Annotated in this window: 12 protein-coding genes and 1 pseudogene; 11 read left to right on the top strand and 2 right to left on the bottom strand. The window is 73.8% G+C overall.

Annotation, left to right across the window (positions count from 1 at the left end):
* From ACFWEK_RS00865 to ACFWEK_RS00850, 4 genes and pseudogenes are all read left to right on the top strand, one after another.
* Positions 1-429: pseudogene (locus tag ACFWEK_RS00865) on the top strand (gfo/Idh/MocA family oxidoreductase); the annotation flags it as partial.
* A gap of 71 nt (positions 430-500) precedes the next feature.
* On the top strand, positions 501-1694 hold the full coding sequence (locus tag ACFWEK_RS00860) for a dihydrodipicolinate synthase family protein (protein WP_430548099.1): 1194 nt from the start codon (positions 501-503) through the stop codon (positions 1692-1694).
* A complete protein-coding gene (locus ACFWEK_RS00855; RefSeq protein WP_430552765.1) occupies positions 1691-2617 on the top strand; it encodes a sugar phosphate isomerase/epimerase family protein in 927 nt (308 codons plus the stop codon). The genes ACFWEK_RS00860 and ACFWEK_RS00855 overlap by 4 nt, the downstream gene beginning before the upstream one ends.
* Before the next feature lie 249 nt (positions 2618-2866).
* A complete protein-coding gene (locus tag ACFWEK_RS00850; protein WP_430548059.1) occupies positions 2867-3298 on the top strand; it encodes a hypothetical protein in 432 nt (143 codons plus the stop codon).
* Positions 3299-3305: 7 nt separating this feature from the next.
* Here the strand turns inward: ACFWEK_RS00850 and ACFWEK_RS00845 are convergent, their stop codons facing one another.
* Positions 3306-4562, bottom strand: a complete 1257-nt coding sequence (locus ACFWEK_RS00845) for a glycosyl hydrolase (RefSeq protein WP_430552764.1) — start codon at positions 4560-4562, stop codon at positions 3306-3308.
* A gap of 77 nt (positions 4563-4639) precedes the next feature.
* The gene (locus ACFWEK_RS00840; RefSeq protein ID WP_430552763.1) at positions 4640-5629 is read right to left on the bottom strand and encodes a LacI family DNA-binding transcriptional regulator; all 990 of its coding nucleotides are present in this window, start codon (positions 5627-5629) and stop codon (positions 4640-4642) included.
* Positions 5630-5799: 170 nt separating this feature from the next.
* Between ACFWEK_RS00840 and ACFWEK_RS00835 the strand changes: the two genes are divergently transcribed.
* From ACFWEK_RS00835 to ACFWEK_RS00805, 7 genes are all read left to right on the top strand, one after another.
* On the top strand, positions 5800-7086 hold the full coding sequence (locus tag ACFWEK_RS00835) for an ABC transporter substrate-binding protein (protein WP_430552762.1): 1287 nt from the start codon (positions 5800-5802) through the stop codon (positions 7084-7086).
* Between the two features lie 25 nt (positions 7087-7111).
* Positions 7112-8044, top strand: coding sequence for a carbohydrate ABC transporter permease (locus ACFWEK_RS00830; protein WP_430548063.1), 933 nt, complete (start codon positions 7112-7114; stop codon positions 8042-8044).
* Positions 8045-8069: 25 nt separating this feature from the next.
* On the top strand, positions 8070-8924 hold the full coding sequence (locus tag ACFWEK_RS00825; RefSeq protein WP_430552761.1) for a carbohydrate ABC transporter permease: 855 nt from the start codon (positions 8070-8072) through the stop codon (positions 8922-8924).
* Positions 8921-11200 (top strand): glycoside hydrolase family 3 protein, encoded by a 2280-nt coding sequence (locus tag ACFWEK_RS00820; protein WP_430552760.1) that lies wholly within the window; start codon positions 8921-8923, stop codon positions 11198-11200. The genes ACFWEK_RS00825 and ACFWEK_RS00820 overlap by 4 nt, the downstream gene beginning before the upstream one ends.
* Positions 11188-12513 (top strand): glycoside hydrolase family 125 protein, encoded by a 1326-nt coding sequence (locus tag ACFWEK_RS00815; RefSeq protein WP_430548066.1) that lies wholly within the window; start codon positions 11188-11190, stop codon positions 12511-12513. The genes ACFWEK_RS00820 and ACFWEK_RS00815 overlap by 13 nt, the downstream gene beginning before the upstream one ends.
* Positions 12514-12607: 94 nt before the next feature.
* On the top strand, positions 12608-12943 hold the full coding sequence (locus tag ACFWEK_RS00810; protein ID WP_430552759.1) for a PadR family transcriptional regulator: 336 nt from the start codon (positions 12608-12610) through the stop codon (positions 12941-12943).
* A complete protein-coding gene (locus ACFWEK_RS00805) occupies positions 12943-13422 on the top strand; it encodes an HAAS signaling domain-containing protein (protein WP_430552758.1) in 480 nt (159 codons plus the stop codon). The genes ACFWEK_RS00810 and ACFWEK_RS00805 overlap by 1 nt, the downstream gene beginning before the upstream one ends.
* Positions 13423-13555 lie beyond the last annotated feature (133 nt).

Below are 13555 nucleotides of genomic sequence, written 5' to 3'. Positions count from 1 at the left end.
GCGTACGGCATCTTCGAGATCGAGACGCCGGGCGGCGACCCGGTCGTGGCGCAGATCAACTCCTCCTGGGCGGTGCGCGTGTACCGCGACGAGCTCGTGGAGTTCCAGGTCGACGGCACCCACGGCTCCGCCGTGGCGGGCCTGCGCAAGTGCGTCGCTCAGCAGCGCGCCCACACCCCCAAGCCCGTGTGGAACCCGGACCTGCCCGTCACGGAGCCTTTCCGCGACCAGTGGCTCGAGGTGCCCGCGAACGCCGACCTCGACAACGGCTTCAAGCTGCAGTGGGAGGAGTTCCTGCGCGACGTCGTCGCCGGCCGCCCGCACCGCTTCGACCTGCTGTCCGCCGCGCGCGGCGTGCAGCTCGCCGAGCTGGGGCTGCAGTCGTCGGCCGAGGGCCGCCGCCTCGACGTCCCGGAGATCACGCTGTGACGCCCCCGGCTCGGCTCGCCCCGGCCCTCGACCCCGCGCTCGCCCCCGAGCTGGCGCCCAGCGGCGTCACCGTGCGCCTCCCCCGGTTCGACGCCGCGGGACGCGCCACCGGCACCGAGGTGCGCGAGCTCAACGCGCCGGGCCCGTGGCACGCCCCGGCCGCGCCGATCACGTCGCGCGTCGCGTTCGCGGCCGCGCACGTCGTGCCGCAGGTCGGCGCCGAGAACGTGCCGGGCGCGCCCGCCGTCGTCGACTGGGACGCGACGCTCGCCTACCGGCACGAGATCTGGCGGTTCGGGCTCGGCGTCGCCGACGCCATGGACACGGCCCAGCGCGGGATGGGCCTGGACTGGGCCGCGACGCAGGAGCTGGTGCGCCGGTCGTCGGCCGAGGCCGCGTCCGTCGGAGCGCGCATCGCGTGCGGCGCGGGCACCGACCAGCTCGACCCCGCGTCGGTCGAGCCCGGCGAGGCGGGCCTCGCCGCGGTGATCGACGCCTACCGCGAGCAGGTGCACGTGGTGCAGGACGCCGGGGCGCAGGTCATCGTCATGGCCTCGCGCGCGCTGGCGAAGGTCGCCCGCTCCCCCGAGGACTACGCCCGCGTCTACGACGCCGTGCTGGCCGAGGCCGACAAGCCCGTCGTCCTGCACTGGCTGGGCACGATGTTCGACCCGGCCCTGGCGGGCTACTGGGGGTCCGACGACGTCGCGTCCGCGACCGCCACGTTCCTCGACCTCATCAAGGCCCACCAGGACCGGGTCGACGGCGTCAAGGTGTCGCTGCTCGACGCGCAGCACGAGATCGGGCTGCGCCGGGCGCTGGCTGGTCTCGACGGCTCGCCCGTGCGTCTGTACACGGGCGACGACTTCAACTACCCCGAGCTGATCGCGGGCGACGAGCAGGGGCACTCCGACGCCCTGCTCGGCATCTTCGCCGCGATCTACCCGGCCGCGTCCACGGCCCTCCAGGCGTTCGACGCCGGAGAGGGCGCGCGTGGGCACGCGATCCTCGCCTCGACCGAGAAGCTGGGCCGGCACATCTTCGCGGCGCCGACCTACTACTACAAGACGGGCGTGGCGTTCCTGTCGTGGCTGAACGGCTTCCAGTCCGGCTTCCAGCTCGTGGGCGGCCTCCAGTCCGGCCGCTCGCTGGCGCACCTCGTGGAGCTGGCCCGTCTCGCCGACGGCTGCGGCATGCTGCTCGACCCGGCCCTGGCCGCCCGCCGTCTGGACGCCCTGCTGGTGACGAACGGGGTGTCCGCATGAGCCTGTCGGGCACGGAGCCCACCGGGGCGGGCCACGCGTCCGACACCGACCTGAGCCGCTGCTCCCTCAACACCGCGACCGTCAAGCACGCCACGCTCGCGGAGGCGGTCGACGCCGCGGCCGCGGCCGGGCTCGGCGCGGTCGGCCTGTGGCGCCACCAGGTGCAGGAGCACGGCGCGGAGAAGGCGGCACGCATCGTGTCGGACGCCGGCCTGCGCGTCTCGTCGCTGTGCCGCGGCGGGTTCCTCACGGCCGCGGACGACGCGGGCATCGCCGCCGCGCTCGACGACAACAAGCGCGCCATCGAGGAGTCGGCGGGCGTCGGCACCCGCGAGCTGGTGTTCGTCGTCGGCGGCCTGCCCGCCCTCAGCAAGCCCGGTCGGGGCCCGCGGCCCGACGCCGGGCCGGGCGACCGCGACGTCGTCGCCGCCCGCGCCCGCGTGGCCGACCGGATCGCCGAGCTCGCGCCGTTCGCGGCCGAGCACGACGTCCGGATCGTGCTCGAGGCGCTGCACCCGATGTTCGCCGCCGACCGCGCGGTGATCTCCACCCTGGGGCAGGCGCTCGACCTCGCGGCGCCGTTCGCGCCGGAGACCGTGGGCGTCGTCGTCGACACGTACCACGTGTGGTGGGACCCGCAGCTGCGCGGGTCGATCGCGCGCGCCGGGGCGGAGGGGCGGATCGCGGGCTACCAGGTCTGCGACTGGAACCTGCCGCTCGCCGCCGACCCGCTCAACTCGCGCGGCCACGTGGGCGACGGGTACGTCGACTTCCCGACGATCTCGCGCTGGGTCGCCGAGGCGGGCTACGCCGGGGACGTCGAGACCGAGATCTTCAACGAGGAGATCTGGGCCGACGACCCCCGCGACACCGCCCGCACGGTCGGCGAGCGGTACGCGCGGCACGTGCTGCCGCACCTCTAGGGCCGACCGCCCTCCAGCACACCGGGCCTTGACACCCCGGTGCGGGTCTGTCGCCGACGCCGGCCCGCCGCACGACGCCCCGTCGCCTCCCCGGACGGCGGGGCGTCGTCGTGCGCGGGCCCGTGTCCCGCACCGGTCCCGCACCCGTCCGTACTGATCAGGAACGGAGAAGCGCGGCGGGGAGGTGTCTCCCTAGCCTGGTTCTCAGCGGCGCACGACGGCGCCGCCCCACCCACCGGGAGGAACGTCATGGCCACGTCCGAGGGTCTGAGCGCCGACGAGCGCGCGGCAGTGAAGCAGCGCGCCAAGGAGCTGCGCGAGCAGGAGAAGGCCGGCAAGAACCGTGCCGCGGGCGAGAAGGCGGTGCGCGAGGCGATCGAGCCACTCGAGGGCACCGACCGGGCCATCGCCGAGGGGCTGTACCGGGTCACCTCCGAGGTCGCGCCCCACCTCGTGCCCAAGACCTACTACGGCATGCCCGGCTTCGCGGACGCCGCCGGCAAGATGGTCGTCTTCGTGCAGCCCGCCGCGAAGTTCAAGACCCGCTACGCGACCGTCGGCTTCGACCCCGCGGCGCACCTCGACGACGGCGACTTCTGGCCGACCGCCTTCGCGGTGCTGGCCTGGACCCCAGCGTTCGAGGAGAAGCTCACCGCCCTGGTGCGCAGGGCGGCGGGCTGAGCCGGCGTCAGGCCGGCCGTGCCTCGGCGCGCGCGAGCTCGGTGATCCCTCGCGCCTCCAGCGCCGCCGGGTCGGCCGCGGTCGCGCTCGTCACGACGGTGACGTCCGTGCCCCGCTCACGCAGCTCGTGCCACAGCTCGAAGACGGCGCCGCCCGGCCCGAGCGAGGGCCGCGAGCGCGGGAGGTCGTCGTCGTCGACGTCGACCACGACGCCGACGGTGCGGGGCTGCGCGAGCGCCAGCGCTCCCCGCCGGGCGTCCGCGACGACCTCGGCGAACCGGCGGCCGAGCGGCTTGACCCGGTTCTCGGTGTCGAGCAGGCCGAGCGAGTACTCGAGGTCCTTGTAGTCGGCGAGGTCGCGCGTGACGTCGTGCGAGCACCACCAGGTGACGGCGAACAGCTCGCTCGAGGTGAGGGCCGCCTCGATGGTGCGCGAGCAGAACTCGGGCATCTCGGCCTCGGCGAGGTTCATCGACGGGGCGCCGACCTCCTGGAGCCACACCTGGCGCCGCGGGTCCGTCGCGAAGGCCTTCGACAGCTCGATCATCCACTCCGCGTGGCGCACGGACTGCGGCGAGAGGGCGCCGTAGGTCGCGGCCGTGCCGTTGAAGATCCAGGAGTGCACGGTCGTCATGTCGCCGAGGCGCGCCGCGTGCTCGGGCAGGAACGAGTGGTCGTCCCAGTACCAGAGGTGGTCGTTCTCGCTGTGCACGACGACGTGGCGCGGGTCGCGGTCGCGGGGCGCGTCGAGCAGCGAGGTGAGCCAGTGGGTGACCTCGTCCGTGGTCGCCGGCATCGCCGCGGGGTTCGGCTCCAGGAACTGGTTGAGCTCGTTCCCGAGGGTGAGGCCCAGGAAGTTCGGGCGGTCCCGCACGGCGTCGTACACGGCGGCCACGAGGGCGGCCTGGGCGTCGACCGCGCCCTGGTCGGCGAACATGTTGCCGTCGTGCCAGTTCACGAGCCAGGCAGGGACGAAGTCGAAGCCTGACATGTGCCCCTGGATGACGTCGACCGCGACGTCGAGCCCGAACTCCGCGGCGACGTCGGTGACGAGCGCGACGTCGTCGAGGGCGCGCCGGCGGACCAGCGTGCGGTTCGGCTGCAGCACGGGCCACAGCGGGAAGACGCGGACGTGGTCGGCGCCGAGCCCGGCGATCGCCTCGAAGTCGGCGCGGACGACGTCGGGGTCGACGGCCATCCACTGGAACATCCAGTCGCGGGACGGGGTGTAGTTGACGCCGAAGCGCGGCACGGTCGAAGTCAAGGTGCTTCCTCGCTGTGTCTCGGTGGGGCGGGTCTCGGTGGGGCGGGTCTCGGTGGGTCTCGGTGGTGCTGGGTGGGTTACCGGGGTGCGGGCGCCGTCGAGTCGCGCACGACCAGACGACGGCCGCTGACGGTCCGGGACTCGGCGGCCTCGCCGCGCACGAGTCGTTCGAGCAGCGCGACCGCGGTGCGCGCGCTCTCCTCGACGGGGGCGTCGAGAGCGGTGAGCCGCGGCCGCACGAGGGAGGACACCCAGGAGTCCTCCCAGGCCACGACGGACAGCTGGTCCGGCACCCGGACGCCGACCTCCGGCGCGTGCGCGACGATCTGGGCCGCGATCGACTCGCTGTCGACGACGATCGCGGTGGCGGCACCGAGGCGGCCGAGCAGCTCGGCGACCGGGTCGTCGGCCTCCGGGTCCCAGGCGTGGAAGGTGGCCTCGACCCCCAGCTCGGCGGCCGCACCCGCGAAGCGTCGGTCGCGGGTCCCCGTGTGCGCGAGGCCCGGGGCGTCGGTGACGCGGGCGACGCTGCGGTGGCCGAGTCCGGCGAGGTGGCTGAGGACGGTGGTGAACGCCGTCTCGTCCTGCACGGTGACGGCCGCGACCCCGTCCCCGACCGGCGCACCGAGCAGCGCCGCCGGGGCGCCGAGCTGCTTGACGAGGAACAGACGCGGGTCGTCGTCCCGCACGTCCACGAGCAGGAACGCGTCGACCCGCTGCTCCGCCCACCACTGCCGGTAGACCCGCTCCTCCTCGTCGGCCTGCACCAGGGTCAGCGAGAGCGACCACCCGATGTCCGCGAGCGGCTCCGTGAGCCCGGCGAGGAGGCGCATGAAGAACGGGTCGCGGCCGAAGGTGTCCCGCGACCGGGCGATGACGAGCCCGAGGCTGCGGCCGCCCTGCCCCGAGACCTTGCGGCTCGCGTAGTTCGGCCGCCAGTTGAGCTCGTCCGCCGCCGCACGGATCCGGGCCGCGGTCGCCTCGGAGACGTTGGGCCGCCCGTTGAAGGCGTGCGACACGGCGGAGGGCGAGACGCCGGCGCGCCGGGCGACGTCCGCGATCGTCACGCGTTTCGGGCTCGTTGCAGTCATGGTGCGTCCGAGAGTAGGGGGTTGACCCTCGCATGTAAAGCGGTATACGTTGCACGCCACTTGATGTGTACCGCTTTACAACGAGCGGTGTCGGAGGACGGTCTCCGACCACCCGAACGACGCACCGTAGCTCCCAGGGAGGCTCAGTGACCCACGACGTCAGCAGGCGTGCCGTGCTGAAGGCCGTGTTCGGCAGCGCCATCGCCACGCCGCTCCTCGCGAGCTGTGGGGCCCTCGTCCCCGCCTCCAGCGGGCCGGGCTCGATCTCCGTGCACACCCAGCTCAGCGGCGCCGTCGCCGGCGCCCAGGTGTTCTCGGAGGTGGTCGCGGCCTACCAGCGCCGCACGGGCCGCACCGTCGCACAGCTCAAGAACGGCTCCGACCTTCCCATCGTCTTCGAGACGAGCACCCTCGCCGGCAAGCAGGCCGACGTCGCGATCGTCAACATGATGGGGCGCACCCTCGGCTGGACGGGCGCGGGCGCGACCATCCCCGTCACCGACCTGCTCGACGCCTGGGACCTGCGGGACAAGATCCTCCCCGAGGCCGTCGCCGAGTGGACCGACGACGAAGGACGTCTGCGGGCGTTCCCCTTCACGCGCACCAACTGGCCCGTGTCGTTCAACACCGGGCTGCTCGAGGAGGCCGGCGTCGAGATCCCCACCACCTCGGACGAGCTCGTCGCCGTCGCGGACGCCCTGCGCTCGAAGGGCATCGGGCCGGTGACGGTCGGCGGCTCCGACTGGAGCGGGCAGAAGCTGTTCCTCCAGATCCTCCAGGGCTTCCTGAGCCAGGAGGAGGCGCGCACCGTCTTCTCGACCGGCAGGCTGTCCGAGAGCGCAGGTGCGGTCGCCGGCGTGGAGCACTTCGTCGAGCTGCGCGACGCGGGCGTCTTCGTCGACGACGTGCAGGGCTACACCTCGGACTCGGAGCTCACGCAGTTCAACACCCGCAAGGCCGCGATCGTGCCCGCGATGTCCTCGGCGCTCGCGCTCGTCCCGAACGAACGGGCGAAGGAGGTCACGGTGGGCGGCTGGCCGATGCCGTCCGAGGGGGGCGTACTGGCCCGCCCCAGCGTCATCAAGAGCTACAACGGCCACGGCATCTGGATCAGCGAGAACGGCGCGGACAAGCTCGACCTCATCAAGCCGTTCGTCCAGGACCTGTACTCCGACGAGGTCACCGACGCGTTCATCCTGGGCTCCGGCCGCGACATGAACCGGGTCACCGACACGGTCAGCCAGGACTTCCCCCTGGTCGCGCAGGCGTCCCGCCTCACCGACGACGACGTCACGCCCGTGATGCTGCCCGACCTGCTCATCCCCGACTCCGTCTTCGAACCGATGATCAAGGTGACCGCCATGGCCTACGGGTCCTCCGCGTCCGCCGAACGGATCGTCGACGCGTTCGAGAAGTCCTACGACGCGGCCTGACCGCCGGCGCCCCGAAAGGATCCCCATGACCGCGCTCGTCGACGCCGACGCCCCCGCCGCCACCCGCACCCCACCGCCGGGCACCTCCCGGACCCGCCGCCGGACGCTCCGCGAGCGGTTCCCGGGCCTCGCCCTGCCCGCCCTCGTCTGGTACGCGGTGTTCATGATCGGCCCCGTGGTCGCGATGTTCGTCATCGCGTTCCTGTCCTGGCCGGGCATGCTCGTCACGCCGAGCTTCTCCGGCCTCGACAACTTCGCGGCCGTGTTCTCCGACGCGACCTTCTGGGCCGCGACGCGCAACTCCGCCGTCCAGATCGTCGTCGGGCTGCCGATCATGATCGTGCTGGCGTTCCTGCTCGCGTTCTACGTGGTGCAGAAGCCCCGCGGGCACCGGGTGCTGCGCTATCTGCTCTTCATCCCGGCGCTCATCTCCGCGCCCGCCACCGCCATGGTGTTCTACGCGATGCTCAACCCGGACGGCCTCGTCAACGGCGTGCTGCGCCCGCTCGGGTTCGACGGCACGGCCTGGCTCGCGGACCCGAGCACCGCGCTCGGCGCGATCATCGCCGTCGAGCTGTGGAGCGGCATCGGCTACTCGGCCGTGCTCATCGCCTCCCGCCTCGACGGCGTGGACGCCGAGATCGTGTCCGCGGCACGGATCGACGGCGCCGGCGACTGGCGCATCGCCTGGCGCATGTACTGGCCGATCGCCCGCGACTTCATCGGCGTCGTCACGATGCTGCAGTTCCTGTCGATGCTGTTCAACTCGGCGCAGAACGTCCTGCTCCTGACCCAGGGCGGGCCCGGGACGTCGACGACGACGCTGGCCTACCTCATCTACCAGAAGGCGTTCGTCGAGGCCGACCTGGGCTACAGCCAGGCCGTCGGCGTCATCCTCTTCGTGATCGGGCTGCTGGGCATGGGCGTCATCCGCCGCGTGCTCCGCGCGACCCACTGATCCCCGACCTGCCAAGGAGACCGCCATGGCCCGGCGCACCGCAGCCCTGCCCCTGCGCGACCGCATCGGCTCGATCACGAGCGGCACGCTCGCCTGGATCTACGCCGCCCTGCTGATCGTGCCCTTCTACTACTTCATCGTCTCGTCGTTCAAGGACAACGAGGAGATCTTCGAGTCCCCGCTGGCGCTGCCGATCACGTGGGACCTGTCGAACTTCGTGACGGCGATCGACCAGGCGGACCTCTGGCTCGCCATCGCGAACTCGGTGCTGACGACGCTCGGCGCCCTGGTCCTCACGCTCGTCCTCGCCCTCCCTGCGTCGTTCGCCCTGGCCCGCGCCCGGGGCCGCGCCGGCAAGGTCGTCGAGGGCGTCTTCGCGCTCGGCTTCCTCATCCCGTCGTTCGCCGCGCTCTTCCCGACGTTCCTGCTCGCGGCGGCGCTCGGACTGTTCCACACGCGCACGTTCGTGGTGCTCCTGCTGCCGGCCACCGCGCTGCCGCTGTCCGTCGTCATCCTCACGTCGTTCATGCGGACGATCCCGCGGGAGCTCGAGGAGGCGGCGTCGATGGACGGTGCCACCTCGCTGCAGGTGCTCCGGCAGGTCTACCTGCCGATCTGCATCCCCGGCATCGCGACCGTGCTGCTGCTCAACTTCCTGTCGTTCTGGAACGCCTACCTGTACCCGCTGATCCTCATCGGCCCGGACACGGCGCAGCGCACCATCCAGGTGGCACTGCCGACCCTCAAGGTGGACGCGGGCACCGACTACGGCGTCCTCATGGCCGGCACGCTGTTCACGCTGCTGCCCGTCTACCTCGTGTACACGGTGCTGCAGCGCCAGATGCAGCGCGCGCTGCTGTCGGGGGCGGTCAAGGGATGACGGCCGTCGTCGCCGGCTCGCTGTCCCTGCGCTCCCGCATCGGCCAGGTCAACCAGCGCCTCAAGGGCTGGGAGGCGGTCCGCTGGGTCGACGGCGCGCCGCGGGTCACCGACGCCCTGCGCGCCGAGGTCGACCGGTGGGGCGGGCTCGGCGCCCTCTACGGCGTGCTCCGCGCCGACCCGTGGTCGGCGGTGCACTGGGGGAACGGCGTGCCCCCGGAGCGCAGCGCCGAGGCGTACGCCGCGGTGCAGGAGCACGTGACCCGGCACGGCGACGGCCTGCCCGTCCTGTTCGTCGAGGAGGCCCCGCACGGGCTGATGGCGCTCGGCGGGACGACGCTGCCGGTCAACCTCGCGCTGGGCGCCGGCATGGACGTCGCGCTCACCGAGGAGCTCGGTGCCCTCGTGGCGGCGGAGGCGCGCGCCCGCGGCACGCACGTTGCGCTCGTCTCGGGCCTCGACGTGCTGCGCGACCCGCGCTGGGGCCGGGCCGAGGAGTGCTTCTCGGAGGACCCGGCCCTCGCCGCGATGCTGGTCCGGGCGACGGTCCGCGGGATGCAGGGCACGACGTCGTGCGACGACGCGATCGACGGCGCCCACGTCGCGGTCGTGGCCAAGCACCTCGCCGGCCAGGGGGCCGGCATCGGCGGTCGTAACGGGTCGGGCGCCCCGATCGGGCGGCGCGAGCTCGGCGAGCTGCACCTGCGCCCGGCGTACGCCGCGGCGCGCGCGGGCGTCGCGGGGTACATGGCCGCGTACAACGACGTCGACGGCGTGCCGTGCAGCGCCAACGAGGAGCTGCTCACCGGCACGATCCGGGAGGCATGGGGCTGGCGCGGGCTCGTCATGGCCGACGGCACCGCGATCGACCGCCTGCGCGACAGCTCCCCCGACCCGGCGTCCGCCGCGGCGCTCGCGCTGGAGGCGGGGGTGGACCTCAGCCTCTGGGACGAGGCGTACACGCACGTCGAGGAGGCCCTGGACCGGGGCCTGGTCGAGGAGTCCGTGCTCGACCGCGCCGTCGACCGCGTGCTCGCCCTCAAGCACCGGCTCGGGCTGCTCGGCGATCCCGTGCCCGCCCCGCTGCAGACCCCGGCACGGGACGTGGTCGCCCTCGTCGAGCGTGCCGCGCGGCAGTCCGTGGCCCTGGTGCGCGACGACGGCGTGCTGCCGCTGCGTGCCGGGACGACCGTCGCCGTCGTCGGCCCCAACGCCGACGACCTCGACGCCCAGCTCGGCGACTACACGCCGCCGCGCCCGCCGGCGGACCCGGCCGCGTCCACCGTGCTGTCCGCGCTCGCCGACCGGCTCGGCGCCGACCGGGTACGGCACGCGCCGGGCAGCCGCCTGCGCGGTCCCCTCGACGAGCAGCCCGACGGGACCGGCGCGCTCGACGCCGTCCGGGACGCATGCTCTGCGGCCGACGTGGCCGTGGTCGTGCTCGGCGGGACCAGCCGTCGCTCCTACGACGACGAGTTCGCCGACAACGGCGCCGTCGAGGGGCCCGCCCCCGACACCACGAACGGCGAGGGCGTGGACCTCTCGTCGGTCGCGCTGCCGCAGGCCCAGCTCGACGTGGCTCGCGCGGCGCGGGAGTCCGGCCGGCCCGTGGTCGGCGTCGTGGTCGACGGCCGCCCCCGGGTGCTCACCGCGCTGCTGCCGCTCGTCGACGCCCTGCTCGTCGTCCCGTTCCCCGGCCCCACCGGCGGCGCCGCGATCGCCGACGTGCTGCTCACCGGCGCCGCCTCCGGCAGGCTGCCCGCCACGTTCCCCGTGGCCGACGGCGTCGTGCCCGTGGCGCACGACGAGCGCCTCGAGACGGCCCGTGGCTACCTCGACCACCCCGGGGTGCGGGGGCTGCCCTTCGGCGCCGCGCACGCACCGGGCGTCACGACCACCGTGCGCACCCGCGCCGCGGCCGTCCGCGCGGACGACCTCGCCGCCGGCGCCACCGTCGCGCTGTCCGTCGAGGTGACGAACTCCGGGCCCGATGCTCTCGAGCTGTCGGTGCCGCTCTACGGGCGCCGGCACGAGCGCGGCATCCGCCCCCGGCGCCGTACGCTCCTGGGCGTGCGGCGCGCCACGGTCGCGGCCGGTGCCACGACGTCCCTGACGTTCGACCTCGGCCTCGACGCGCTCGGCTCCTGGGCGACCGGCGAGCCGGCCGCGGTGCCCGTGACCGTCGGCGCGTGGTGCACCCCCGACCTCGACGAGCCCGCCGACGCCGCCGTCGTGCGCGTCACCGACCGGGAGGACACCACCCCGTGGGACCGCTGACCACGACCACCCCCCTCGACCCGGCGCCACTCCACCCGGCGATCGACGCGACGCTGCACGCGGCGGCCGAGCGCGTGCGCGCCACGTCGGGCGAGCGTGTCGGCGCGATGGTGCTCGCCGCGCTGCGGCGCACGCTCACCGACACCCTCACGGTGGGCGCGGACGGCAGCATCTTCGTCATCACCGGTGACATCCCGGCGATGTGGCTGCGGGACTCGACCACCCAGCTCACGCCGTACCTGCGGTTCCTCGCGGACTGCGCGCCCCTGGCCGCCCTCGTGGCAGGCGTCGTGCGCCGACAGCTCGCCTGCCTGGACCACGACCCGTACGCCAACGCGTTCAACGACGGCCCCACCGGCGCGCACTACGATCCCGACGACGTCTGCGACGACCCGCACGTGTGGGAGCAGAAGTACGAGGTCGACAGCCTCGCGTACCCGGTCACGCTCGCCCACCGGTGGTGGCGCGAGACGGGTCGCACGGACGTGTTCGACGACCGTGCGCACCGCGTGCTGCGGACGGTCGTCGACCAGTGGCGCACGGAGCAGCACCACGACGCGTCGCCGTACCGCTTCAGCCGCGAGACCACGATCCCCACCGAGACGCTCGCGCGTGACGGCCGCGGCACCCCGGTCGGCTTCACGGGCATGACGTGGAGCGCCTTCCGCCCGTCCGACGACGCCTGCACGTACGGCTACAACGTGCCGGCGAACCTGTTCGCCGCGCAGGCTCTGCTCGCGGTCGCCGAGATCGCCGAGGAGGTCTACGGCGACCGGGCACTGACCGACGACGCACGCGCGCTGTCCCGCGAGCTCGTCCGGGGCGTCGAGGCGCACGGGACCGTGCCCTCCCCGGCCGCCTCGGCTCGCGGCGCGCTGATCTACGCGTACGAGGTCGACGGGCTGGGCGGCGTGCTGTGCATGGACGACGCCAACACTCCGTCCCTCCTCTCCCTGCCGCTGATCGCCCCCGACGTGCTCGACGACGACGTCTGGCGGGCCACGCGCTCCTTCGTGCTCAGCCCCGCGAACCCGTACTGGTTCTCGGGCACCGTGACGGCGGGCGTCGGCAGCCCGCACACCGGACCGGGCCGGGTGTGGCCCATCGCGCTCGCCGTCGAGGGACTGACGGGCACGCCCGAGGACCGGGCCCGTCTGCTGCAGCTCGTGGCCGAGACCGACGCCGGTACCGGCCACGTGCACGAGAGCTTCGACCCGTCGGACCCGACATCGTTCTCCCGGCCCTGGTTCTCGTGGGCCGACTCGATGTTCTGCGAGCTCGCGCTGGCCGTCGCCGACGACGCGCGGGGCTGAACCGGACACTGACACGAGCCCCGGGCGGCGCGCCGTCCGGGGCTCCCGTCGCGCCCGCTACCTTGCGACGCAAGAAACTGCTATCTTGTGTGGCATGGTACCGGGCTCCGACGTGGTCCTCACCCAGCTCCGCAAAGGGGTCGTGGAGTACTGCGTCCTGGCCTGCCTGCGATCGGGGCCGGCCTACGGCCTCGAGCTCGCCGAGCGCCTCGGCGCCACGAGCACCCTGCTGACCAGCGAGGGCACCCTGTACCCGCTGCTCTCGCGGCTGCGCCAGCAGGGCTGGGTCACGACGACACAGGTCGCGTCCCCGATGGGCCCGCCGCGCCGGTACTACGAGCTCACGACCGAGGGCCAGGCGGCGCTCGAGACGTTCACCGCCACCTGGTCCCGGTTCACCGCCGACGTCCGCACGACCCTGGAGCCCTGATGACCGCAGCACCCGCGTTCCCCCCGCTCGTCGAGGCGTACCTCGCCGACCTCGAGCACGCGCTGGCGGCGAGCGAGCCGCGCGAGCGCGCCGAGACCCTCGCCGCGGTGCGCGAGCACGCGGCGGAGTCGCTCGCGCTGCACGGGTCGGACGACGCCGGGGCCCGGCGCGTGCTGGACGAGCTGGGCCCGGTGGACGCCATCGCCGCCGCATCGACCCCGGCCGCACCGGCGGTCCCGGCGGCCCCTGCGCCCCCGGCCGCCACGCCCGCCGCGGACGTCTGGCTGGTCGTGCTCGCCGTCGTGTCCCTGGCGCTCTTCGTGGTCCCGCTCGTGGCCGCCGCCGCCGTGATCTGGGCGGCCGTCCGGCTCCGCGGCGGCGTCGGCCACCGCCGCATGCAGCAGGTGGCCCTCGCCGTCGGCGCGGTCTCGTTCGTCGGCGCCGCGGCCCTCTACGTGTCGCACGTGCTGGCCGGCTGAGGGGCCCGCCGCACCGTTTCGACGCACCGAGCGTTCCCTCCGGCGGAAACCGGTTGCTAGGCTGGGCACAGCACGGCGGGAACCGGTTTCTCACGGTTTCTCGCCGACTGTCCCAGCGACGTGACGGAAGGCG

The sequence above is a fragment of the Isoptericola sp. NPDC060257 genome (genome assembly GCF_042726645.1).
GTDB lineage: Bacteria > Actinomycetota > Actinomycetes > Actinomycetales > Cellulomonadaceae > Isoptericola > Isoptericola nanjingensis.
Note: the sequence above shows the minus strand (reverse complement) of the source record. Positions and strands in the feature narration are given on the sequence as shown.